This is a genomic window from Rhodoferax sp. (assembly GCF_012927445.1).
Taxonomy (GTDB): domain Bacteria; phylum Pseudomonadota; class Gammaproteobacteria; order Burkholderiales; family Burkholderiaceae_C; genus Rhodoferax.
The window spans coordinates 82,849-106,706 of record NZ_JABBPD010000004.1; the positions used below are offsets into that span (position 1 = coordinate 82,849).

Below are 23,858 nucleotides of genomic sequence, written 5' to 3' on the forward strand. Positions count from 1 at the left end.
TTGGATCAGTTATTGTAGGAACTTTGCGTCAGTTGGAGGTGACACCGTCAAATCAACCGTGCCGTCGGCAAGGGTGGCGCTCACCAACTGACCAACATGGGTTTGCCGCACGCTGGTGATGGTTTCGCCTTCAGCGCTGGTCAACCAGGCATAGCCGCGCTGCAAGACCAAGGTCGGGTCCAGCAAGCCCAGCCGCAAGGCGGCCCGCTGCAGCCGCTCGTCCCGGCGGCTTAGCGTGCGCTGCATGGCGTCTGGCAAAGTGGTCTGCAGCTGTTGCAGATCCTGCTTTTTTTGCTTCAAAAAATGAAGTGACGAAGACTGCAACCGCTGCGCACTGGACGCCAACCGCAAACGTTGCCGCCCCACCAGTCCGGAGGGTCGGCCCAAGCGGGAAGAGGTCAAGTCAAGCCGTTGACTTTGCTGGTCAAGGCGCCGCAACACAGCATCCTGCAAGCGCCGCGCCGCGCCATCGATCGCGCCCAGCCAGACCTCGCGCGGCTGCGCCACCAGCTCGGCCGCCGCCGTGGGCGTCGGTGCCCGCAGATCAGCGACAAAATCGGCAATGGTGAAGTCGGTCTCGTGCCCGACACCGCAGACGATGGGCACCGGGCTTTGCACCAGCATGCGTGCCAGTTGCTCGTCATTGAAGGACCATAAATCCTCCATCGAGCCGCCCCCGCGCACCAGCAAAATGACATCAATGACGGGCTCCGTGACAGCACCGTTCTTCTTGACTTTTTTAGTAAAATCAGGCTTCAGCCCCCGTCCTTCCTGCGTAAGCAGATATAAGTTTGATAGCGCCTTGATCAACTCAGCCGGCGCATTGGCGCCTTGAACCGCCGCCGGAGCAATCACCACCGGGATGTTCGGCACGCGCCGCTGCAGGGCCGTCATCACATCATGCAAGGCGGCCGCACCGAGTGAGGTCACCACGCCAATGGCGCGCGGCATTAGCGGCAGCGCTCGTTTTCTGGCCGCCTCAAACAGGCCCTCCGCTTCCAGCTTGGCCTTGAGCTTGAGAAATTGCTCAAACAGCGCGCCCTGCCCGGCCCGACTCATGCTTTCCACAATGAGTTGCAGATCGCCGCGGGGCTCGTACACGCCCAGACGGCCGCGGACCTCGATCAGTTCGCCGTCGCGTGGTGAAAAATCCAGCAAAGTGGCGGCCCGGCGAAACATGGCACACCGAATCTGACCGCTTTCGTCTTTCAGGGAAAAGTAACAATGCCCACTGGACGCACGCGAGAAGCCCGAAATCTCGCCGCGCACGGCGACGGGATTGAACTTGGCCTCCAGCGCGTCAGCAATGGCGCGGCATAGCGCCCCAACTTGCCAGATTCTTGGCGCAAAGACAGGTAATTTAAGCTCAGACATCAATAAAAACGGGGGTTCCAGCAGGATTGAGGGATTGAATTCTCCACAGCCGCATCATTCCACACGCTTGATGAGAACTGGCGGGTGAACGCTTGAGAGCAAGATGCAAGCCTTTGATTTAATTGATTTTTTCACTGCCTATTTTGTCATCAGTCCGTCACAAGGCAAGCCCGGCGCGGCTTGGCGCTACTTCTCCGACTACTTGCTCACAAAGTTATCCACAGATTTTGTGGATGACGAGCCATTGAATAACGCCGGCGAAAAATTCACCTAACCACGCGTATCGCGTCAAACAAAACAGGTGCGTGGGCCATAATTGCGCGGCATTTCATCTGCGCGGAGATTCCATTTGTTTTCAATCATACAAGCCGCAGGCTGGCCGATCTGGCCACTGGTTGCCTGCTCTATCCTGGCTTTGGCACTCGTCATTGAGCGCTTTATCAGCCTCAAGACCGTCAAAATAGCGCCACCTAAATTACTGGAAGAGGTGCTCACTGTTGCGCGCACCTCGGTGCCAGGGCCCGATGTGGTGACCCAACTGGAGCAAAACTCCGCCTTGGGCGAGGTGCTGGCCAGTGGTTTTCGGGCTCTCAACACCAACCCGCGCTGCAGCGAAGACGAGCTTCGTTCCTCCATGGAAGGCGCGGGCCGCATGGTCGCGCACCGGCTGGAACGCTACTTGAGCGCGCTGGCGACCATCGCTTCGGCGGCGCCGCTGATGGGCTTGTTTGGCACGGTGATCGGCATGATCGAGATTTTTGGTTCGCAAACCTCGGCCGGCAGCGCCACGGGCGGTAACCCGGCGCAATTGGCGCATGGCATCTCGATTGCCTTGTACAACACCGCCTTTGGCCTGATTGTGGCGATTCCGTCGTTGATTTTCTGGCGCTACTTTCGGGCCCGGGTTGACGAGTACCTGTTGACCCTGGAACTGGCCTCCGAGCGGCTGGCGCGGCACCTCAACACCTTGCGAAAATGATGACGCTGCATGCTTGCCGCTTGACCTGCTGTGCCCCCCGGGGCGGCGTGTCTGCCTTCGGACAAGCCGGCGGAGGTCAGCCATGAATTTCCGACACCGGGTGCGTGAAGAGCCCGAAATCAACCTGATTCCGTTCATCGACGTGCTGCTGGTGGTGCTGATTTTTCTGATGCTGTCCACCACCTACAGCAAGTTCACCGAGCTGCAACTCACGCTGCCCGTGGCCGATACTGACGCGCAGCGCGACTATCCGAAAGAAGTGCTGGTCACCGTGACCAGCGACGGCGCCTATGCCGTCAACAAGGTGCCAGTGGCGGGTCGCAGCCTGGATGCGCTCGCCGCCGCGCTGCTGGACGGTGCCAAGGCGGGCAAGGAATCGGTGGTGATCATCAGTGCCGATGCCAGCGCCAAGCACCAGGCCGTGGTCACCGTGATGGAAGCCGCCCGCCGTTCCGGCCTGTCCCAAATCACCTTTGCCACCCAGTCCTCGACCTCAACCGGGGCCAAGTAACCCCATGACCGAGGCCACGCAGCCGCCGGCGTTGCAGCGCCTACTGACCCGCGCCTGGACGCATCGGGGGCTGCTGGCCCGGCTCTTGTGGCCGCTCGCGCTGCTGTTTGGCGCACTGGCGGCGCTTCGGCGCGCGCTGTACCGGGCCGGCTGGCTCCAAGTTCAGCGTGTCCCCGCCGTGGTGATCGTGGTCGGCAATGTGGTCGCTGGCGGCGCGGGCAAGACGCCGGTCGTGATGGCGCTGGTACGGCACCTGCAGGCGCGGGGTGTCAGTGTGGGCGTGATCTCGCGCGGCTACGGTCGTCAGGCCACCGACTGCCGCGAAGTGCGGGCGGACAGCCCGATTGCAGAGGTGGGGGATGAGCCCGCCCTGATCCAGCGCGCCACCGCCGTGCCTGTTTTTGTCGCGGCCCGGCGTGTTGACGCCGCGCGAGCGCTGCTGGCCCGCTACCCGGACACCCAGGTCATCCTCTGCGACGATGGTCTGCAGCACCTGGGTCTGCACCGCGACCTGGAGATTTGTGTTTTTGACGACCGCGGCACGGGCAACGGTTATTTGCTGCCGGCCGGGCCGCTGCGCGAACCGTGGCCGCGCCCGGCTGACCTGGTACTGCACACCGGCGCCCACCCGGCGTTTGCCGGCTTCACCGCCCAACGCACACTGGCCCGGCACGCGCTGCGGGCCGATGGCCGCCAGCTTGCACTGGCCGAACTGCTGTTTGACGGCGCGAAACCGCTGCTGGCCGTGGCCGCCATCGCCAAGCCGGAAGACTTCTTCACCATGCTGCGCGCGCAGGGTCTGCCGCTGGCACGCACCATCGCGCTGCCAGATCACTATGATTTCAATAGCTGGTTATGCAATGAATACGGGGGCTACAGCGTTATTTGTACTGAAAAAGACGCGGTCAAGCTGTGGCAGCATCTGCCGGACGCACTGGCAGTACCACTGATCTTCACCCCGGAACCAGCCTTCTTGACCCAGTTCGACGCCCTGCTGTCACGGCTGCTGCTCACTCCACAAAACCCAACGCTATCATCTCCCCATGGACACACGACTACTTGAACTGCTGGTTTGCCCGGTCACCAAAGGCCCTCTGGAATATGACCGCGAAAAGCAGGAATTAACCTCCCGCAGCGCGCGCCTGGCCTACCCGGTGCGCGACGGCATCCCCATCCTGCTGGAGAGCGAGGCGCGCACGCTCACGGACGAGGAACTCGGGCTTTGAGTTTCACGGTTCTGATTCCGGCCCGGCTGGCCTCCACCCGGCTGCCCAACAAGCCGCTGGCGGACATTGGCGGCGCGCCCATGGTGGTGCGGGTGGCCCAGCGGGTCATGTCGATCAGCGTCCCCGCTGGCAAGGTCCGGGTCGTGGTGGCGGCCGACAGCCCTGAAATCATCACCGCCTGCCAGGCCCATGGCATTGAAGCGGTACTGACCCGCACCGAGCACCCCTCGGGCAGCGACCGGCTGGCCGAGGGGTGCCAGTTGCTGGGTCTCGCCGACGATGAAATCGTGGTGAATGTCCAGGGCGATGAGCCGCTGATTGATCCTTTGCTGGTGGGTGCCGTCGCCCAATTGCTCAGCCAGCAGCCGCAAGCCAGCATGAGCACGGCGGCGCACGCCATCGACAACTGGGCGGATTTCACCAACCCCAATGTCGTCAAAGTGGTGCTCGATGCCAAAGGGCTGGCGCTCTACTTCAGTCGCGCGCCGATTCCGCATGGACGGGATCAACCCGGCGTCCTGCCAACCCCGGCGCCGTTGCGCCACATTGGCATTTATGGCTACCGAGTGGGATTTTTGCGTCAGTTCCCGAGCTTGCCGCAGGCCCCAATCGAGACCACGGAATCACTGGAACAGCTGCGCGCCATGTGGCATGGCCACCGAATTGCGGTCCACATCGCCCAGCATGCGCCCGGCCCCGGCGTCGACACACCGGAAGACTTGGAACGGGTGCGCCGACTGTTCAACGCCTGAGTGGCGGCGAATGTAAGCCAGCCAGAAGCTGTTGCATGCTATTCTCGAAATAAACGAAGTATTGCCATTGGCTTGGACAAAGCCACGGCAATGCTGTCTGATTTTCAATAAATCCAAGGACATTCATGAGACTCATTCTGTTGGGCGCACCCGGCGCTGGTAAAGGCACGCAAGCCACCTTCATCTGCCAGAAATACGGCATTCCCCAAATTTCCACGGGTGACATGCTGCGCGCCGCCGTCAAGGCCGGCACGCCACTGGGCATTGAAGCCAAAAAAGTGATGGACGCCGGCGGTCTGGTCAGTGACGACCTGATCATCAATCTGGTGAAAGAACGCATTGCCCAGCCCGACTGTGCCGCAGGTTTCCTGTTTGACGGCTTTCCGCGCACCATTCCGCAAGCCGACGCCATGAAGGCCGCTGGCGTGAAACTCGATTACGTGCTGGAAATTGACGTGCCGTTTGACGCCATCATCGAGCGCATGAGCGGACGCCGCTCGCACGCCGCTTCAGGTCGCACCTACCACGTCAAGTTCAACCCGCCCAAAGTCGAAGGAATCGACGACATCACCGGCGAACCGCTGATTCAGCGCGAGGATGACAAGGAAGAGACCGTGAAAAAGCGGCTGGACGTGTACAGCGCGCAAACGCGCCCGCTGGTCGATTACTACGCCAGCTGGGCCAAGGCCGAGCCGCTTGCTGCGCCAAAATACTGCGCCATCAGCGGCACCGGCGGCGTCAACGAAATCACCGCCCGGGCATTTGCCGCACTGGCGGCCTGATCAAGGCAATAACGCCAGCATCAACGCCACCCGCGCCTTCACCGGCGACAACCCCTGCGAATCGGGAAATGTGCGGCCCAACCCGGGCAACACGCGCCCGAAGGGGCAACGGGTGGCCAGTACGACTTTCACGCCCGCCGTCTGCGCCCTGATCAAGGCCGCTTCCAGATCGCGATGCACCGTGCCGTTGCCGGTGGCGGCCACGACCAGCCCACGCACCGGTTGCGCATCCTGTGGTCCGCCCACTGGCAGAGTCGGGCAGACCGGGGCAACCAGCGCATCCACCAGGGCACCGTTGGCGCCGGCATAGTTCATCACGATTTCCACGCGCGGCCAGCAGCTTACATTTGCTATTAATTCAATAGCAACTTGCTCACTATCGACGGGGGCTAGAGGCCAATTTCTTACCAATCTAACGCCGCCTTCCTCCACATAGCCTAAAGGCCCCGCGTCGCCGGAATTGAAAGCATCGAGCCGGTAAGGATGCACCTTTTGCACCGCCACCGCCCCATGCAGGGTGCCGGCACAGACCACCACCACGCCGCACGCGCCGGGCGTGATCGCCACCGCCACGGCGTCCATCACATTCTGGGGACCATCCGGCGCCGCGCTGGAAGCCGGCCGCATGGCGCAGGTCAACACCACCGGTTTGCGCGCCAGCAGCACTACCGGTAGCACGGCATACAAAAAATACGCCGTTTCTTCCAGCGTATCGGTGCCGTGTGTGATGACGACGCCCTGCACGTCAGGCTGCGTCAGGTGGTGCTGCACCCGCAGAGCCAGCTGCTGCCACACCGAAAAACTCATGTCCTTGCTGTCAATTTGGGCAACCTGTTCGCTCAGCAGCGAGCGCCCGGCCAGCACTTTCGACAGGCCGGGAATAGCGTCCAGCAATTGGCTCACGCCCACCTGGGCGGCCGTGTAGCCAAGGTTGTCGGACGCGCTGGGCGCCGTGCCGGCAATCGTTCCCCCGGTCCCCAAAACAACAACTTTTTCAAACAGATCGGTCGACGTCACTTGCATAGTTTTATAAACTGGTTAAAAATACAGTTACTGGATATCAAGACAGTGTGTATAGACCAACAGTAAGACCTACTGAACTTTGAAGGAGTTGTCATGCTTGAAAGCCCCAAACTCACCGCCCGCCAGCAACAGATTCTGGAGCTCATCCAGAGCGCCATTACACGCACCGGCGCCCCGCCGACCCGGGCCGAGATCGCCTCCGAATTGGGTTTCAAATCCGCCAACGCGGCCGAAGAGCACTTGCAGGCCCTGGCGCGCAAAGGCGTGATTGAACTGGTCAGCGGCACGTCGCGCGGGATCCGCCTCAAAAGTGACACGCTCCGCTCCATCAATGAATCCCGTAACAAGCAATTCTCCCTTTCGAGTCCGAGTCTGAACCAGCTGACGTTGCCGTTGATTGGACGGGTCGCCGCCGGCTCCCCCATTCTCGCGCAAGAGCACATTGAGCAGACCTATTTCCTGGAGAACAGTCTCTTCCAGCAAAGGCCTGACTATCTGCTCAAGGTGCGCGGCATGTCCATGCGTGACGCGGGCATCATGGACGGCGACTTGCTAGCGGTGCAGTCCACCAAAGAGGCCAAGAATGGCCAGATTGTGGTAGCGCGCCTGGGCGATGAAGTAACGGTTAAACGCTTTCGGCGCAACAAAAACGTGATTGAGCTGCATCCCGAAAATCCCGACTACCAGACCATCGTGGTGGAACCCGGTGAACCGTTTGAAATTGAGGGGCTTGCCGTTGGCCTCATTCGCAACACCATGCTGATGTAGACGCAGATTAAAGGCTTCAAATGAACACGACTCCATTTGTGATTCCCGGCGTTTTGGCCCCCTTGCAAGGCTTGTGGCGCTGGCTCATGCCGACCCCAGCACAAAGCAGAATGGCCCATGAATTTGCCATCAGTTCCGCAGCCCACACCAGCCTGCATGCACGGGACGCGCTTCAGAATTTCTCCCGTATTTCAGTACACCGGCCGCTGCGAATCGTACGGATTCTGGACGCCGACCAGCCCCCCTCGCAGGTCGGGCGCATGGTGATCTCGGGACGGATGGCCGATGTCTGTGCCGAACTGGACCGCCTGGCGGCGCGTGAAGCGGCATTTCACTGACCCATTCCACTCGCCAGCTGAGGCACCGGGCAGTTCCTCAGGCAGCCTAACGGGACGCGCTCGCCACTTGTGCGCAGTTTTTACAATCCGTAACGCTGTGAAGAAAACCCCGATTCCAAGAACACGGCCATTGGCAAGGCACAATGACATCATATGAATATTGTGATTTTGGATGATTACCAAGATGCGGTTCGAAAGCTCGAATGCGCAGCCAGACTCGAAACCTACCAAGCCAAGGTTTACACCAACACCGTCAAAGGCTTGGGCCAGTTGTCTGTCCGCCTCAAAGATGCTGACGTGATTGTGCTCAATCGTGAGCGCACACACATCACCCGCCAGCTGATCGAGAAGCTGCCCAAGCTCAAGCTGATTGTGCAAACCGGGCGTGTCGGCCCGCATATCGACGTGGTCGCTTGCACCGAACGCGGCATTGCCGTCGCCGAGGGTTCCGGCTCGCCGGTGGCCGCCGCCGAACTGACTTGGGCGCTCATCATGGCAGCCATGCGACGCTTGCCGCACTACATTGGCAATCTCAAGCACGGGGTGTGGCAGCAATCGGGGTTAAAAGCCGGCTCCATGCCGCCGAACTTTGGACTGGGCACCGTCCTCAAAGGCAAGACCCTCGGTATTTTTGGCTACGGCAAGATCGGGCAACTGGTGGCCGGCTACGGCAAAGCTTTTGGCATGAACGTGTTGGTCTGGGGCCGAGCGCCTTCACGAGAAAGAGCCATTCTGGACGGGTTTCAAGCCGCGTCCAGTCGGGAGGAATTTTTTGAACAAAGTGATGTGCTGTCGCTGCATCTGCGCTTGGCGGAAGAAACCCGCGGCATTGTCCGGCTCGATGATCTGGCGCGCATGAAACCCACCGCGCTGCTGGTGAACACTTCGCGCGCCGAATTGATCGAGCCTGACGCCCTGATCTGCGCACTGAACCGGGGTCGACCTGGCTTGGCCGCCATTGACGTGTTTGAGACTGAACCGATCCTGCAGGGCCATGCCCTGTTGCGACTGGAGAACTGCATTTGCACGCCACACATCGGCTATGTCGAGCAAGACAGTTACGAGATGTATTTTGGCGCCGCGTTTGACAACGTGATCAACTTCATCAAGGGCACCCCGACCAACATCGTCAACCCGGGATCATTGCAGGTTCGTCGCTGATTTTCCCGCCAAGCTGGTCGTAAAAAGACAGGCCATCACCACATTGCTTTTCTCCTTGGGAAGAGCGCGCCAATGCTTGATTGCGCCGGGTCATAATCCGGCGCATGAAACCAATTTTTTCCACTGTCGGCATCGTAGGGGCTGGTGCCATGGGACGGGGCATCGCCCAGATTGCCGCGCAAACCGGCAGCAGCGTGCTGCTGTTTGACATGCAACTTGACGCGACGCGTGCGGCGCAAACTGCTGTTTTTTCGCAATGGGACAAGCTGTGCGCAAAAGGTCGACTGGATGCAGCCCAGGCCGTCTTGTACAAATCCCGCCTGCAATGTGCGGACGCACTCACCGCACTCGTCAGTTGCGACCTGATCGTGGAGGCCGTGGTGGAGCGGCTGGACATCAAGGCCAGCCTGTTCGCCGAACTGGAGGGACTGGTTCGTCCAACCACGGTATTGGCCACGAACACGTCGTCGCTGTCGGTAACGGCCATTGCGGCACAACTGAAACGGCCAGCGCAGTTTGCCGGCTTTCACTTCTTTAACCCGGTTCCCCTGATGAAGGTGGTCGAGGTCATCGCCGGGCTCAAAACCAGCGCCAGCGTCTGTTCCGATCTGGCCGCTTACGCCCGGCAAATGGGGCATACACCAGTGCAGGCGCAAGACACACCCGGTTTTATTGTCAACCACGCCGGTCGCGGTTATGGCACCGAAGCGCTGCGCATCGTCAGCGAAGGCGTCACCGATTTCGCCACCATCGACCGGATTCTGAAAGACCAGATCGGCTTCAAGCTCGGACCGTTTGAATTGATGGACCTGACTGGGCTGGATGTCTCCCATCCCGTGATGGAGTCGATCTATCACCAGTACTTTGAGGAGCCACGTTACCGGCCCAGCATCATCACCGCCCAGCGCTTGGCTGGGGGCGTGCTTGGGAAAAAAGTGAGCGACGGTTTTTACCGCTATGAGAACGGCATCGCCCAAATCAGCCCGGAGCCCCCGCCACCACAGGTGGCCGAGATGCCGCCGGTCTGGGTGTCGCCCCGGGCTTCACGCCGGGCCGAACTGCTCTTGCTGCTGAAAAACCTGGGCGCCAAAATCGAGACCGGCGCCTCGCCTTCCTCGATGGCGCTCACCTTGGTGGCACCGCTCGGGTTTGACATCACCACGGTGGCGGTGGTCGAACGGCTCGATCCGGCACGCACCCTGGGCATCGACATGCTGGTGGACGATGCCGCCACCCAACGGCGCGTGCTGGCCACCAACCCGGCGACCCGGACCGACATGCGCCGGGCGGCCCACGCCTTGATGGCGCGCGACGGCAAGGCCGTGAGCGTTATTCGGGACAGCGGCGGCTTTGTCACGCAGCGGGTGGTGGCGAACATGGTCAACATTGCCGCCGACATCTGCCAGCAAAACGTCTGTTCGCCGACTGACCTTGAAACCGCAGTCACGCTGGGTCTGGGCTACCCGATGGGCCCCCTGGCGATGGGCAATCTGTATGGCCCCACCAACGTGCTGGAAGTGCTGTTCAATATGCAAACCGTCTATGGCGATCCTCGCTATCGCCCCAGCCCGTGGTTGCGTCGGCGCGGCGCCATCGGCCTGAGCCTGTTGCACGAAGAAGAATAAAAGGAACTTCCATGACAGCCGAACTCAAACGCAGCAGTGAAGGCCAAACGCTGGTCCTGACACTCGCCAGCCCCGAACACCGCAACGCCCTTGGACCGGCCATCTACACCGAAGGCATTGAGGCCTTGAGCCGGGCTGAGAACTCAAGCGACATTCGGTCGGTCGTCATTGTGGGCGAAGGCGACGTGTTCAGCGCTGGCGGCAACTTGCAGCGTTTGCAGGCCAACCGGCAGCAGCCCGCCAACGTCCAGGCCGAGAGCATTGAGGCCTTTCACAACTGGATCGAAGCCATCCGGACATTTCCGAAGCCAGTCATTGCCGCGGTGGAAGGTGCGGCCGCAGGAGCCGGATTTTCCCTGGCGCTGGCCTGCGACTTCATTGTGGCCGCCAACAATGCGGTTTTCGTCATGGCTTACAGCAACATCGGGCTGTCACCTGATGGCGGTGCCAGCTGGAGTCTGGCGCGTGCGCTGCCCCGTCAACTGGTGACCGAACTGCTGATGTGTGGCGACAACGTCACGGCGCAACGCCTGCACGACCTCGGAATCGTCAACCGGCTGACCTTACCCGGCACAGCACGGTCGGCAGCGCTGACGCTGGCGGATCGGCTCAATGAGCGGGCGCCCAACGCCATTGCCAGTATCAAGACGTTGATCAACAACTCGGACCACACCACGCTGGTGGAACAACTCGCCCGTGAGCGCGATCACTTTGTGCGCAACCTGCACCATGTCAATGCCGGCCTCGGCATTTCGGCATTCTTGAGCAAGACCCCGCCGCGTTTCGAATAAACACCTGCAGACACGCAGGTGACAACCCTTGGCCTTGACGCGCGTCCCTCGCGCGACAATGGGGACGTTTTCAGTCACCCACAAGACAGGCAATGGACGATCCTATTCTTACCATCGAAGAACGCGAGGCGATCAACTCTGGTCGCTGGTTTTCAACCCTTTCACCTTCACTGCGACACGACATACTGCGATGCGCTTACGTCAAACGGTACAAAGATGGCGAACTCATAGCGGCCCGCGGCGAGCCGCCGGAGGATTGGATTGCCTGTGCGCTTGGCGCCGTGCGGGTCAGCTCAACCTCTCTCTCCGGCAAACAAATTACCCTGACTTATGTGGAGCCGGGTATCTGGTTTGGCGACGTCTCGCTGTTCGACGGCGACCGGCGCACCCACGATGCGTATGCGCATGGCGACACGACGACGCTGTGTGTCGCCAAAGCCGACTTCAAGAAAATTCTGGCGCTGCACGCCGAACTTTACGAAGCGCTGTTACGACTGAACGCCCGCCGTATCCGCCAGCTGTATGGTTTGGTGGAAGACCTCAACACGCTGCCGCTGCGGGCGCGGCTGGCGAAACAGTTGCTGCATCTGATTCGCAGCTATGGTGTGCCTTCGCTCAGCGATGGCTCCGAGGTACGCATCGGCCTGCAATTAGCGCAAGAAGAGCTGGCCCAGTTGCTGGGCGCTTCCCGCCAGCGCGTCAATCAGGAACTCAAATCGATGGAGCGCGAGGAAACCATTCGCATCGAGCCGGGTGGTCTGGTCATTCGCAACCGCAAAGCCCTGATGCTCATCATCGAATCAGATAACTAGAACCACACCAGGAAGCACCACACCATGAGCGATTTTGAGCATTTCGTGGGCACACAACCCGTTTCCGAAAAGCAGGCGTTTGACGTTGCCGCCCTGTCCGCCTGGCTGGAACAAAACCTGCCTGGTTTTGCCGGGCCGTTGACCGTTGAGTCCTTCAAGGGTGGCCAGTCCAACCCGACCTACAAGCTCAACACGCCGACGCAATGCTATGTAATGCGAGCCAAACCCGGCCCGGTGGCCAAATTACTGCCTTCCGCGCATGCGATTGAGCGCGAATTTGCCGTCATGAGCGGCTTGTACGGCACCGATGTGCCGGTGCCCCGTATGTTTTGCCTGTGCGAAGACGAGGCGATCATTGGCAAGGCTTTTTATGTGATGGAATTCATGCAGGGCCGTATTCTCTGGGATCAAACCTTACCCGGCATGAGTCCGTCTGAGCGTACTGCGATTTACAACGAAATGAATCGCGTCATCGCGGCCCTGCACACAGTCAAGTTTGCGGAACGGGGGCTGGCTGGTTATGGCAAACCCGGCAATTATTTCGACCGCCAGATCAGTCGCTGGAGCAAACAATATGTAGCCTCCATCACACAACCGATTGACGAGATGGACCAGCTCATGGAATGGCTGCCGCAACACATTCCAGCGATGGCCCGCGCTGAGCACATGGTCAGCATCGTGCACGGCGACTATCGGCTGGACAACCTGATGTTTCATCCGACCGAACCGCGCATCGTGGCGGTGCTGGACTGGGAGCTGTCCACGCTAGGGCACCCGTTGGCCGATTTCAGCTACCACTGTATGGCTTGGCACATTCCACCGGGCGCGTTTCGTGGCATCGGTGGGGTCGATGTGGCCAGCCTGGGCATTCCGACCGAAGAAGAGTACATCCGCTTGTACTGCGAGCGCACCCGGTTGACCACCCCCGCCGAGCTTAAGGCAGACTGGAATTTCTACATGGCCTACAACCTGTTTCGCATCGCCGCCATCCTGCAGGGCATCGCCAAGCGCGCCGAAATGGGCACAGCGGCCAGTGCGCAGGCCGTGAGCTCAGGCGCCGGTGCCAAGCCGCTGGCCCAGATGGCCTGGAAATTTGCCCAGCAGGCATGAGCTGACTGTTGCCCCTTTTTCTAACCCGACACAACTGGAGATTCCATGGACTTTGACTACTCACCCAAAACAAAAGAGCTTCAAGCCAAGTTGCAGAAGTTCATGGACGACAACGTCTACCCCGCCGAAGGCGCCTACCACGCCGAAATTGCCGCCAACACGGAAGCCGGTAAACGCTGGACACCGCTGCAGACCATTGAAAACCTCAAAATCAAGGCACAGGCCGCCGGCTTGTGGAACCTGTTTTTGCCGGTGGACAGTGCCACCGCCTCCGGCTACACCGGTGCCGGTCTGACCAACCAGGAGTACGCGCCGTTGGCCGAAATCATGGGCCGGGTGATGTGGTCCAGCGAAGTTTTCAACTGCTCCGCCCCCGACACCGGCAACATGGAAACCATCGCCCGCTATGGTTCCGAAGAAAACAAGGCGCGCTGGCTCAAGCCCTTGCTGGAAGGCAAGATCCGCTCCGCTTTTGCCATGACCGAGCCCGACGTCGCATCGAGTGATGCCACCAACATTGAGACCCGCATTGAGCGTCAGGGTGACGACTACGTCATCAACGGCCGGAAATGGTGGACCTCCGGTGCGGGCGACCCACGCTGCGCCATCTACATCACCATGGGAAAAACCAACCCGGATGCACATCGCCATTCACAGCAAAGCATGGTCTTGGTACCTGCCAGCACACCCGGCCTGACCGTCGTGCGCTCGCTCAATGTCATGGGCTACGACGACGCACCGCATGGCCACATGGAGGTCCTGTTTGAAAACGTCCGGGTGCCCGTAAGCAACATTCTGCTGGGGGAAGGCCGTGGTTTTGAAATCGCGCAAGGCCGCCTTGGCCCGGGGCGCATTCACCATTGCATGCGCCTGATTGGTCAGGCCGAACGCGCCCTGGAACTGATGTGCAAACGCGCCGCTTCGCGCGTCGCCTTTGGTAAAACCATCGCCGCCCAAACCGTGACCCAGGAACGCATCGCCGAGGCCCGCTGCAAGATCGACATGGCGCGCCTGCTCACCCTCAAAGCGGCCTGGATGATGGACGTCGGCGGCAACAAATTAGCCAAAAACGAGATTGCCATGATCAAGGTGGTGGCCCCCAACATGGCCTGCCAGGTGATTGACTGGGCCATACAAGCGCATGGCGGTGCTGGCATGTGCGATGATTTTCCGCTGGCCTACGCTTACGTCAATGCCCGCACTTTGCGATTTGCCGATGGTCCGGACGAAGTTCACCGCAATGCCATCGCCAAGATGGAGCTGGGCAAATACGCAGTCAACCCCAAGCCGGTCGAGATGCCGATTACGCGCGGTTGCTAGACGACGAAGCGTTAGCCATCTCGTGGCTGACGCTTCTATTTCTATAGCTACCTGCGCATATCTGACGGGGGCTAGCGCATGATTTCATATCAATACCTCGATGATCAGGTTCTACGCCTGGCCCGCCCCCAATAGGCAGATTGATTTACATCCTGCGGGGAACGTACTGAAACAATAAATCACCAAGGTGCTTTCGGCAAACCTGACCACAACTCATTGAGATCAGGAAAATGCCACTTGGCAGGGTCTTCCCGACCGGCAATTTTTTCTGATGTATCGGGATGGGACAGATCGATCACTTGCGGCAGGATGCGCATGTTCGATTTGGTGGAAAAGAACACCTTGATACGGGGCGTGGTCAGCGACTTGGCGGTCTGCTCGACCACCACACCAATGCGCCCCGAGGTCAGTCGGACCAGTGAGCCAACGGGATAAATCCCCATACTTTTTACAAAGGCCTGAAACACGGTGGGATCGAAATGACCACTCGTCCACTCGGCCATTTTGCGCAAGGATTCAGCCGGGTCCCAACCTAGCTTGTACGGGCGATTGGAGGTAATGGCGTCATACACATCACACACCGCCCCCATCTTGGAAAAAAGACTGATCTCATCCCCCTTCAAGCCCCTGGGGTAGCCTGAACCATCTGTTTTTTCATGGTGATGCAGGCAGACATCCAACACCATGGGATCAACGTTAACGCCGACCAACAGCATTTTGTGCCCCTCCACCGGATGGCTCTTGATGATGGTGAACTCTGCATCCGTGAGTTTGCCGGGCTTGTTGAGTACCGCCATCGGCATGAGCGCTTTACCCAAATCGTGCAGCAACCCGGCCAAGCCGGCGGAGCGCGTCTGGGCTTCATCCAAACCCAATTGTTTGGCCAGTGCCACCATCATGGCGCACACCGCCACCGAATGCATGTAGGTGTAATCGTCTACCGTTTTGAGACGGGCCAAGCTGATCAGTGCCCCAGGGTTACGGGAAACCGAGTCGGATATTTCCTCGACCAGCAGTTCCGCGCCGCCCACATCCACGGTGTTGCCCATCCGTGCTTCTTCAAACATGGAGACCACCGCCTGTTTGGCTTGCTGGCATATTTTGGTTGCGCGTTCAATTTCAGCAGCAGCCGAAACCGGTGCTATTTGACGTTGCCCATCAGCCACCAGTTTTAACTCAGCCTCAACCTGGGCTTCCGACTCGGCCTCGGAAACAGCGGTTTCCCCGGCGGCAACATCCAGCCCTTTTTCACAGTCAATCCACACCTCTTTGATACTGCTGGCCAGGATGGCTTCAATGTCTGTGGCATCGGTCAGGACAAAAGCGGTGCGCCAAAATGGATGTTCCATCCAGGAGCCACAAAATTCCGTGAGATGCATCCCAAGCGTGAGCTGATTAACATTGATACGTTTGAGCATGACGGGTTCTGTTACAAATTTGAGTATAGACCTCAACGTTCACGTACAGACAGACCCAACTGTTGCACAAGTACATCGCAACCTCGCAACTGAGCACACCGCCAGTGCAGGCCGCCTCTTCAGGTTCTGGGGCCCGGGCAGTTTGCCCTTGAGTGGCCAGCGGCAACATGTAATTTCCAGCGCAACCAGGATCAATTTACTTGGTTTTTGCAATAACGTTTGTTAGCGACTGATGACTGAGCAACATGATGTTGGTTCCAACGTCAATCTGGGAAATGACGCCTGACGAAATAGCCAAACCGTCGTTGATCTCAAGAGCTTCAATCACAATACGTGCTATGCACTGAAGACCGGATCCAGGTACCTTAGTGCAAATGACGCGGCTTGCGCCCTCCACCATGACCCACACCGCCGTGGCCACCACCCGAACCACGCGGGGGTTTTCCAAGTTGCAGGGAACTGACCAGATCATCAAAACGCTGGCTGAATAACTTGTCGATTTCAGCGACCACGCCACCGAGCTCAGCGCCATCAAAATGCCGCTCCATCATGTTCACCACATCCTGCACCAGCAAGTCACGCTGAACCTGCATGATGGCGGCGGGGTCTGGTCCAACGAATAGCATCACAAAATCATCACGCGACTCGGCGTCCGACGCCTCCTCTTCGTCCTCATTGTCAAATTCAGCGTCATAAAACGTGACTTCGATCGCCGCCCCTGATTGCGCTAATTCATTCAGATTCATGCACATTTCGTCAAGCACCTGACGGAAATCATCGTCACCCGCGACGGTCCAGCACATCTGCAACAGATGCTCCTGCGGATCAAACTTGATGCCTGGCTCATCTTCATACGAACTGCTGGCCGCATCCGACAACGAGCGTGCGCCAGCGTACTTCCACAGCGGCTTGAGAGCGTCTTGCAACTGCTCAAAAACAACATCGGCGCGCAAGGCCACCTGACCATGAACATGGATCTCAAAAGGAGCGTTATAGCGTGGCATGGGTGTGAGTGTAGTGGTGCCCGGGACCGGAATCGAACCGGTACGCCCCTTATGCAGGAAAGCGGCGGATTTTAAGTCCGATGTGTCTACCAATTCCACCACCCGGGCGCAGCTGTCTATTTTGAAACAAAAAGACCTCGTCAGTTCAACTGGCGAGGCTTAATGACCAGAATTAAGCCGACATTTTTTGGAGGCGCGACCCAGAGTCGAACTGGGCTACACGGATTTGCAATCCGTTGCATAACCGATTTGCTATCGCGCCAACGTCTCTTACAAAAATGGGAAGCGCATGCTTCCCATTTTAGAATTTGGAGCGGGAGAAGAGTCTCGAACTCTCGACCTCAACCTTGGCAAGGTTGCGCTCTACCAACTGAGCTACTCCCGCAAAAACCAGAAACGAAATCTCCATTTTTTACAATGGAGCGGGAGAAGAGTCTCGAACTCTCGACCTCAACCTTGGCAAGGTTGCGCTCTACCAACTGAGCTACTCCCGCGTTCCTAGTCTCAAATTATAGCTTACTTATTTAGCCAAATTGAAAAACGAGAACGAAAAGAGATCAGTGTTTAACCGATCCCGCCAACTCGGGAGCAGGCGCCACAACCGCTGCAGCCGCAGCAACGACAGGCTCGTCCTCAGGCAATGGCGTAGGCATTCTCTCCAATGCAATTTCCAGCACCTGATCAATCCAGCGCACGGGAACAATCTCAAGACCATTTTTCACATTTTCCGGAATATCCTGCAAGTCCTTGGCATTTTCTTCAGGAATCAGCACTGTCTTGATGCCACCACGCAATGCGGCCAGCAATTTTTCCTTGAGACCCCCAATGGCGGTTACTTCACCGCGCAAAGTGATTTCGCCGGTCATGGCTACATCAGCTCGCACGGGAATACCCGTCATGGCAGAAACAAAGGCAGTGGTCATCGCAGCACCTGCACTGGGGCCATCCTTGGGCGTGGCACCATCAGGCACGTGGATATGAATGTCTTTCTTTTCAAAAAACTCATCTTTGATACCCAAGCGATGCGAACGACTCCGCACCACAGTGCGTGCAGCCTCCACCGATTCTTTCATCACATCGCCGAGTGAACCCGTGCGCGCAATGACGCCTTTACCGGGCATCATGGCCGCCTCAATCGTCAGCAAATCACCACCAACCTCGGTCCAAGCCAAGCCAACGACCTGACCAACCTGGTTTTGTTGCTCGGCGCGACCATAGGAGTACTTGCGAACACCGAGGAATTCATTGAGATTGTCAGCCGTCACTTTAACCTGCGCTACCATCTTTTTAAGCTGCAAACCCTTCACCACTTTGCGGCAAATTTTGGAGAGTTCGCGCTCCAGCGAACGCACCCCCGCTTCACGGGTGTAGTAGCGAACAATGTCACGCACTGCCTCGTCGCTGACCTGCAATTCTTCCGCTAGAACGCCATTGTTCGTCAGCTGCTTGGGCAGCAAAAATTTAATGGCAATGCTTGTTTTTTCGTCTTCGGTGTACCCGGACAGACGAATCACTTCCATTCGATCCAGCAAGGCCGGAGGAATATTCATGGAGTTGGACGTCGCCACAAACATGACGTCACTCAAGTCGAAATCAACTTCAACGTAATGATCACCAAACTTGTGGTTTTGCTCCGGGTCCAGCACCTCTAGCAAGGCACTCGATGGATCACCCCGAAAGTCAGTTCCAAGCTTGTCGATTTCATCGAGCAGAAAGAGCGGGTTACGCGTGCCAACCTTGGAGAGATTTTGCAGCACCTTGCCCGGCATCGCTCCAATATAGGTGCGGCGGTGGCCACGAATCTCAGCCTCATCACGCATGCCACCCAAGGCCATGCGCACATACTTCCGACCCGTCGCCTTGGCAATTGACTGACCCAGCGAAGTCTTACCCACGCCAGGAGGTCCCACCAGACAAAGAATCGGCGCCTTCACTTTTTCTACGCGTTGCTGCACTGCCAGATATTCAAGAATGCGGTCTTTCACCTTATCAAGACCGTAGTGGTCTTCATTCAGCACTTGCTCCGCATTTCCCAAATCATGCTTGATCTTGGTCTTGCCAGCCCATGGCAAACCGGTCAACACATCGATATAGCTGCGCACCACGGTAGCCTCTGCCGACATGGGCGACATCAGCTTCAATTTTTTGAGCTCACCCTCGGCCTTTTTCAGCGCTTCTTTCGGCATCTTGGCGGATTTGATCTTTTTCTCGATCTCCTCGATGTCAGCGCCCTCTTCGCCTTCACCCAGTTCTTTCTGAATGGCTTTCACCTGTTCATTCAGATAAAAATCACGTTGATTTTTTTCCATCTGTCGCTTAACGCGACCACGGATTTTTTTATCTACGTTAAGGATGTCTACTTCGCGTTCGATTTGCTCAAACAGATTTTCAAGACGTTCCTTGACGCCCGCCAGATTCAGCACAGCCTGCTTGTTATCCAGCTTCAACGGCAAATGGGCAGCGATGGTGTCGGCCAAACGTCCAGCGTCATCAATACTTGAAATGGACGTAAGGATTTCAGGCGGTATTTTTTTATTAAGTTTGACGTACTGGTCAAACTGTTGCATCACGGCGCGGCGCAGTGCTTCGACTTCACTGGCTTTACCGCGTGGCTTGGCGTCAGGCTCTGCAAGCGCTTCAACCGGTGTCACATTGGCTGAAAAATGCAACTCACCTTCTTCAATTTTGTTCACGCGAGCGCGCTGCTGGCCCTCGACCAGCACTTTGACCGTGCCATCAGGCAATTTCAACATTTGCAGGATGGTCGAAACACAGCCGACATCAAACATGTCGGTCACCAAGGGATCGTCTTTGGCGGCGGCCTTTTGCGCCACCAACATGATGCGGCGATCCGCCTCCATGGCGGCTTCAAGCGCCTTGATGCTCTTGGGCCGACCCACAAAAAGCGGGATCACCATGTGCGGGAAAACAACCACGTCGCGCAGAGGCAACAGCGGCAAATCAAGAGGGGTGGCAGGCAGTGGGGTATGACCAGACATTGGGAAACCTTTTCGTTACCTGTTAAATATGGATCGTAGACGCGGATTTTCAACCCGCGAATGATTATTGACCGGCTACGTACGCCTCAAATTTGAGTAAACGCCCGCAAAGACGGGCTAAATCAAGCCTTCTTGGCGGTCTCGCGATAGACAAGCAATGGCGGCTTGTTCTCGTCGATGGTGGACTCGTCCACCACGACTTTGTCAACATTGGAGGCATTGGGCAGCTCGAACATGGTGTCAATCAATGCCTGCTCCAGAATCGAACGCAAACCGCGCGCGCCCGTCTTGCGTGCCAGCGCCTTTTTGGCAATGGCTTTCAAAGCCGAAGGACGGATTTCAAGTTCGACGCCCTCCATGGCCAACAGTTTTCCGTACTGCTTGACCAAGGCGTTCTTAGGCTCTGTCAAAATCTGTACCAGCGCATCTTCACTCAACTCGGCCAACGTTGCCACCACCGGCATACGACCCACCAGTTCAGGAATCAAGCCGAACTTGATCAAGTCCTCCGGCTCCACTTCCTTGAAGACTTCAGTCAGGCTACGCTGCTCCTTGCTCTTGACGGCAGCCCCGAAACCGATACCCGACGACTCGGTACGGTTGTCGATCACTTTCTCCAGCCCAGAGAATGCACCACCGCAAATGAACAAAATGTTGGTGGTATCGACCTGAACGAAATCCTGATTGGGATGTTTGCGCCCGCCTTGCGGTGGCACGCTGGCCATGGTGCCTTCAATCAGTTTCAACAAAGCCTGCTGCACGCCCTCACCCGACACGTCACGCGTGATGGAAGGGTTATCGGACTTGCGGGAAATCTTGTCGATTTCATCAATATAGACAATGCCGCGTTGCGCCCGTTCGACTTCGTAATTACAGCTTTGCAGCAGCTTCAGAACGATGTTTTCAACGTCCTCGCCCACGTAGCCGGCTTCGGTCAAAGTGGTCGCATCGGCCATCACAAAAGGCACATCCAGCATGCGCGCCAGCGTTTGCGCCAGCAGCGTCTTGCCAGAACCGGTCGGGCCAATCAGCAAAATATTGCTTTTGGCTAACTCGACGTCATCTTTCTTGGCTTTTTCTTTGTGCTTCAACCGTTTGTAGTGGTTGTAGACTGCCACTGCCAGTGTCCGTTTGGCCGGCTCCTGACCAATGACGTAATTATCCAGATTGGCCTTGATTTCAGAAGGTGTGGGTAATTCATCGCCCGCTTTAAGGGCTTCGGTGCTGGCAGGTAATTCATCGCGAATGATCTCATTGCAAAGATCAATGCACTCGTCGCAGACAAATACCGACGGACCAGCGATGAGCTTCTTGACTTCATGCTGGCTTTTGCCGCAAAAAGAACAATAAAGAGTTTTTTCGCTGGAGGAGCCCTTTTTTTCGGCCATGTGAACTACACCCTTTTCGGAAAATTACCGAATGATACTCAAATAAAAACGGTGTCTTCCTTGATAGAAAGCACCGCGATCGAAACTAAACCGCCTCGACCAACACCCAGGGGCTGTTATGCCCGTTTTGAGATAACCTTGTCGATCAGGCCATATTCCTTGCATTCATCAGCGGACATGTAATAGTCGCGCTCGGTGTCTTTCTCAATACGATCCAATGGCTGACCGGTCCGTTCTGCCAAGATTTTGTTGAGTTGCTCGCGCGTCTTCAAGATTTCGCGGGCCTGAATCTCAATCTCGGTGGCCTGACCCTGGCTGCCGCCCGAAGGTTGGTGAATCATGACTTTGGAATTGGGCAAGGAAAAACGCTTGCCTTTGGCGCCAGCCGCCAGCAAAAACGCGCCCATGCTGGCCGCCATACCGGTGCACAAAGTAGACACATCGGGCTTGATAAAGTTCATGGTGTCATAAATAGCCATGCCCGCGCTGACCGAACCGCCCGGTGAGTTGATATAGAACGAAATATCCTTGTCCGGATTTTCACTCTCCAAAAACAGCAATTGCGCCACCACCAGATTCGCCACATAGTCGTTGACCGGACCCACCAGGAAAATCACGCGCTCTTTGAGCAAGCGGGAGTAAATGTCGTAAGAGCGCTCACCGCGACCTGATTGCTCAATCACCATAGGCACCATGCCTAAAGCTTGCGTTTCCGTTGCACCAAATCGCACGTTCATGTTTATTCCTAATCAGTTGAGGACAACGCTTTAGCTTGTCCGGCAAGGTTTTTTTACTTACGGCCTGTACTGTACCGAAAAATAAGCGCCACAAAGAAAATGGGGCCTGAACGCCAGACTACAAGCCCGGCGCAAGCCCCATTGCAGCCGCCTTAAGCGGCATTAAAGTCAGTTTTGAGCCATCAACTCATCAAAGGACACTGTCTTTTCGCTGATGGTGGCCTTGGCCAGCACGAAATCAGTGACATTATTTTCAATCACGATGGCTTCAACTTCGGCCAAGCGGTTGTTGTCGCTGTAGTACCAACGCATCACGTCCGCTGGCTTTTCGTAGCTGGCAGCCAGTTCTTCAATGTGGGCCTTGATCTGTTCGGTCTTGGCTTGCAATTCGTTAGAACGAACCAACTCGGCCACCACCAGACCCAGACGCACGCGGCGCTCGGCTTGTGGACGGAACACATCGTCAGGAATCGGCGCCTTGTCAGCGTCCTTGATACCGCGCTGTTTGAGGTCAGCGCGAGCGCCTTCGAGCAAACGGTTGATTTCTGACTGCACACTGATGTTGGGCAAGTCCAACTCGGCCACGGACACCAGCGCATCCATGACAGCCTGTTTATTGCGGGCCAACAAGCGGAACTTGACTTCACGTTCCAGATTTTTCTTGATGTCAGCGCGCAAACCTTCGACGGTCGCCTCCTCGATGCCAAGCGACTTGGCCAGGGCCTCGTTCACTTCAGGCAGATGGGCGGCTTCGATCTTCTTCAGTGTGACCATGAAGTCAGCAGTTTTGCCGGCCACGTCTTTGCCGTGGTACTCGGCAGGGAAAGCCAACTGGAAAGTCTTGCTTTCGCCAGCCTTCATGCCGCGGGTGGCATCTTCAAACTCTTTCAGCATCTGGCCATCGCCGACGATGAACTGGAAATCTTCCGCCTTGCCGCCAGCGAAAACTTCGCCGTCGATCTTGCCTTCAAAATCAACCGTGACACGATCGCCGTCTTGCGCCGCAGCGTCTTGCGCGCGCTGGGCAAAGGTGCGACGCTGCTTGCGCAGGATGTCAAGGGTCTTGTCGATGGCGCTGTCGGTGACTTCAGCGGTGATTTTCTCCACTGCAGCGGTGGTCAGATCGCCAATTTTGACTTCGGGATAGACCTCAAACACGGCATCAAATGCCATTTCGCCTTCAGGCGAAGCTTCTGATTCGGTGATGCGGGGCTGACCAGCGACGCGCAGCTTGGCTTCATTGGCGGCAGTGGCAAACGCCTCGCCAACCTTATCATTCATGACTTCGTAGTGCACCGAGTAACCGTAGCGCTGAGACACCACGTTCATGGGCACTTTACCGGGACGGAAACCGTCCATCTTGGTCGTGCGTGCGATTTTTTTCAGACGCGACTCAACTTCGGACTGGATCGTGCCGACCGGCAAGGTCAGCGTCATTTTTCGTTCCAGCTTTTCCAGGGTTTCAACGGTAACAGCCATAGTGGTTCTCCAAAATTTCAAACAATTGGGAACAGCGCTGGCCGCGTTGCGACGGCCGACTGCCCCAAATTCTCACAAGGAACAGAGCTTGCCACCTTTCGGCTACAGACTGCTCTGCTAATTCTCAAACATGGTGCGCGGGGGGGGACTCGAACCCCCATACCATTGCTGGCGTCAGGACCTAAACCTGGTGCGTCTACCAATTTCGCCACCCGCGCAAAAAAACAAGGGGGCGGCCTAAGAAACCACCCCCATTAAATC

23 protein-coding genes and 5 tRNA genes are annotated in these 23,858 nt (G+C 57.5%); 15 read left to right on the forward strand and 13 right to left on the reverse strand.

Annotation, left to right across the window (positions count from 1 at the left end):
- Positions 1 to 9: 9 nt before the first annotated feature.
- Positions 10 to 1,374, reverse strand: a complete 1,365-nt coding sequence (gene xseA / locus HHJ17_RS05830; RefSeq protein ID WP_296498848.1) for an exodeoxyribonuclease VII large subunit — start codon at positions 1,372 to 1,374, stop codon at positions 10 to 12.
- A gap of 103 nt (positions 1,375 to 1,477) precedes the next feature.
- Here xseA and HHJ17_RS05835 point away from each other — a divergent pair, with 103 nt between their 5' ends.
- From HHJ17_RS05835 to adk, 7 genes are all read left to right on the forward strand, one after another.
- Complete coding sequence (locus tag HHJ17_RS05835) at positions 1,478 to 1,648, forward strand: hypothetical protein (protein WP_296498850.1); 171 nt, start codon at positions 1,478 to 1,480, stop codon at positions 1,646 to 1,648.
- Between the two features lie 75 nt (positions 1,649 to 1,723).
- Positions 1,724 to 2,353, forward strand: coding sequence for a MotA/TolQ/ExbB proton channel family protein (locus tag HHJ17_RS05840; protein ID WP_296498852.1), 630 nt, complete (start codon positions 1,724 to 1,726; stop codon positions 2,351 to 2,353).
- An 82-nt stretch (positions 2,354 to 2,435) separates the two neighbouring features.
- The gene (locus HHJ17_RS05845; protein ID WP_296498855.1) at positions 2,436 to 2,864 is read left to right on the forward strand and encodes a biopolymer transporter ExbD; all 429 of its coding nucleotides are present in this window, start codon (positions 2,436 to 2,438) and stop codon (positions 2,862 to 2,864) included.
- Between the two features lie 4 nt (positions 2,865 to 2,868).
- A complete protein-coding gene (lpxK, locus tag HHJ17_RS05850; RefSeq protein ID WP_296498857.1) occupies positions 2,869 to 3,927 on the forward strand; it encodes a tetraacyldisaccharide 4'-kinase in 1,059 nt (352 codons plus the stop codon).
- A complete protein-coding gene (locus HHJ17_RS05855; RefSeq protein ID WP_114971306.1) occupies positions 3,908 to 4,090 on the forward strand; it encodes a Trm112 family protein in 183 nt (60 codons plus the stop codon). Before lpxK ends, HHJ17_RS05855 begins: the two co-directional genes overlap by 20 nt.
- A complete protein-coding gene (kdsB, locus tag HHJ17_RS05860) occupies positions 4,087 to 4,842 on the forward strand; it encodes a 3-deoxy-manno-octulosonate cytidylyltransferase (RefSeq protein WP_296498859.1) in 756 nt (251 codons plus the stop codon). The genes HHJ17_RS05855 and kdsB overlap by 4 nt, the downstream gene beginning before the upstream one ends.
- Before the next feature lie 125 nt (positions 4,843 to 4,967).
- The gene (gene adk, locus HHJ17_RS05865) at positions 4,968 to 5,624 is read left to right on the forward strand and encodes an adenylate kinase (protein ID WP_296498861.1); all 657 of its coding nucleotides are present in this window, start codon (positions 4,968 to 4,970) and stop codon (positions 5,622 to 5,624) included.
- Here adk and HHJ17_RS05870 read toward each other — a convergent pair whose 3' ends face one another.
- Entirely contained in the window at positions 5,625 to 6,647 is a 1,023-nt protein-coding gene (locus HHJ17_RS05870) for an asparaginase (protein ID WP_296498863.1), read from the reverse strand.
- A 93-nt stretch (positions 6,648 to 6,740) separates the two neighbouring features.
- Between HHJ17_RS05870 and lexA the strand changes: the two genes are divergently transcribed.
- The 8 genes from lexA to HHJ17_RS05910 all read left to right on the forward strand — a co-directional run bounded on the left by lexA (position 6,741) and on the right by HHJ17_RS05910 (position 14,572).
- On the forward strand, positions 6,741 to 7,415 hold the full coding sequence (gene lexA / locus HHJ17_RS05875) for a transcriptional repressor LexA (protein ID WP_296498866.1): 675 nt from the start codon (positions 6,741 to 6,743) through the stop codon (positions 7,413 to 7,415).
- Positions 7,416 to 7,435: 20 nt separating this feature from the next.
- Entirely contained in the window at positions 7,436 to 7,753 is a 318-nt protein-coding gene (locus tag HHJ17_RS05880; protein WP_296498868.1) for a hypothetical protein, read from the forward strand.
- Positions 7,754 to 7,906: 153 nt separating this feature from the next.
- The gene (locus HHJ17_RS05885; protein WP_296498871.1) at positions 7,907 to 8,914 is read left to right on the forward strand and encodes a D-2-hydroxyacid dehydrogenase family protein; all 1,008 of its coding nucleotides are present in this window, start codon (positions 7,907 to 7,909) and stop codon (positions 8,912 to 8,914) included.
- Positions 8,915 to 9,018: 104 nt separating this feature from the next.
- A complete protein-coding gene (locus HHJ17_RS05890) occupies positions 9,019 to 10,539 on the forward strand; it encodes a 3-hydroxyacyl-CoA dehydrogenase (RefSeq protein WP_296498873.1) in 1,521 nt (506 codons plus the stop codon).
- Between the two features lie 11 nt (positions 10,540 to 10,550).
- Positions 10,551 to 11,330, forward strand: coding sequence for an oxepin-CoA hydrolase, alternative type (locus HHJ17_RS05895; RefSeq protein WP_296498874.1), 780 nt, complete (start codon positions 10,551 to 10,553; stop codon positions 11,328 to 11,330).
- Positions 11,331 to 11,422: 92 nt separating this feature from the next.
- Positions 11,423 to 12,142: a Crp/Fnr family transcriptional regulator gene (locus HHJ17_RS05900; protein ID WP_296498876.1), complete on the forward strand. Its 720-nt coding sequence runs from the start codon at positions 11,423 to 11,425 to the stop codon at positions 12,140 to 12,142.
- Positions 12,143 to 12,166: 24 nt separating this feature from the next.
- Positions 12,167 to 13,252: a phosphotransferase gene (locus HHJ17_RS05905; RefSeq protein ID WP_296498879.1), complete on the forward strand. Its 1,086-nt coding sequence runs from the start codon at positions 12,167 to 12,169 to the stop codon at positions 13,250 to 13,252.
- A 45-nt stretch (positions 13,253 to 13,297) separates the two neighbouring features.
- Entirely contained in the window at positions 13,298 to 14,572 is a 1,275-nt protein-coding gene (locus HHJ17_RS05910; protein ID WP_296498880.1) for an acyl-CoA dehydrogenase family protein, read from the forward strand.
- Positions 14,573 to 14,751: 179 nt separating this feature from the next.
- Here HHJ17_RS05910 and HHJ17_RS05915 read toward each other — a convergent pair whose 3' ends face one another.
- The 11 genes from HHJ17_RS05915 to HHJ17_RS05965 all read right to left on the reverse strand — a co-directional run bounded on the left by HHJ17_RS05915 (position 14,752) and on the right by HHJ17_RS05965 (position 23,815).
- A complete protein-coding gene (locus HHJ17_RS05915; RefSeq protein ID WP_296498882.1) occupies positions 14,752 to 15,990 on the reverse strand; it encodes an HD-GYP domain-containing protein in 1,239 nt (412 codons plus the stop codon).
- 365 nt (positions 15,991 to 16,355) lie between these two features.
- Positions 16,356 to 16,994 (reverse strand): DUF6806 family protein, encoded by a 639-nt coding sequence (locus HHJ17_RS05920; protein WP_296498885.1) that lies wholly within the window; start codon positions 16,992 to 16,994, stop codon positions 16,356 to 16,358.
- Positions 16,995 to 17,008: 14 nt separating this feature from the next.
- Positions 17,009 to 17,102 (reverse strand) — tRNA-Leu (locus HHJ17_RS05925).
- A gap of 80 nt (positions 17,103 to 17,182) precedes the next feature.
- Positions 17,183 to 17,256: transfer RNA gene (locus tag HHJ17_RS05930), tRNA-Cys, on the reverse strand.
- 47 nt (positions 17,257 to 17,303) lie between these two features.
- A tRNA-Gly gene (locus tag HHJ17_RS05935) sits at positions 17,304 to 17,379 on the reverse strand.
- A gap of 33 nt (positions 17,380 to 17,412) precedes the next feature.
- Positions 17,413 to 17,488: transfer RNA gene (locus tag HHJ17_RS05940), tRNA-Gly, on the reverse strand.
- A 63-nt stretch (positions 17,489 to 17,551) separates the two neighbouring features.
- The gene (lon, locus tag HHJ17_RS05945; RefSeq protein ID WP_296498889.1) at positions 17,552 to 19,993 is read right to left on the reverse strand and encodes an endopeptidase La; all 2,442 of its coding nucleotides are present in this window, start codon (positions 19,991 to 19,993) and stop codon (positions 17,552 to 17,554) included.
- 122 nt (positions 19,994 to 20,115) lie between these two features.
- A complete protein-coding gene (gene clpX / locus HHJ17_RS05950) occupies positions 20,116 to 21,381 on the reverse strand; it encodes an ATP-dependent Clp protease ATP-binding subunit ClpX (RefSeq protein ID WP_296498891.1) in 1,266 nt (421 codons plus the stop codon).
- 116 nt (positions 21,382 to 21,497) lie between these two features.
- On the reverse strand, positions 21,498 to 22,118 hold the full coding sequence (gene clpP / locus HHJ17_RS05955) for an ATP-dependent Clp endopeptidase proteolytic subunit ClpP (protein ID WP_296498893.1): 621 nt from the start codon (positions 22,116 to 22,118) through the stop codon (positions 21,498 to 21,500).
- 168 nt (positions 22,119 to 22,286) lie between these two features.
- A complete protein-coding gene (tig, locus tag HHJ17_RS05960) occupies positions 22,287 to 23,597 on the reverse strand; it encodes a trigger factor (RefSeq protein ID WP_296498896.1) in 1,311 nt (436 codons plus the stop codon).
- A gap of 131 nt (positions 23,598 to 23,728) precedes the next feature.
- Positions 23,729 to 23,815 (reverse strand) — tRNA-Leu (locus HHJ17_RS05965).
- Positions 23,816 to 23,858: the final 43 nt, after the last annotated feature.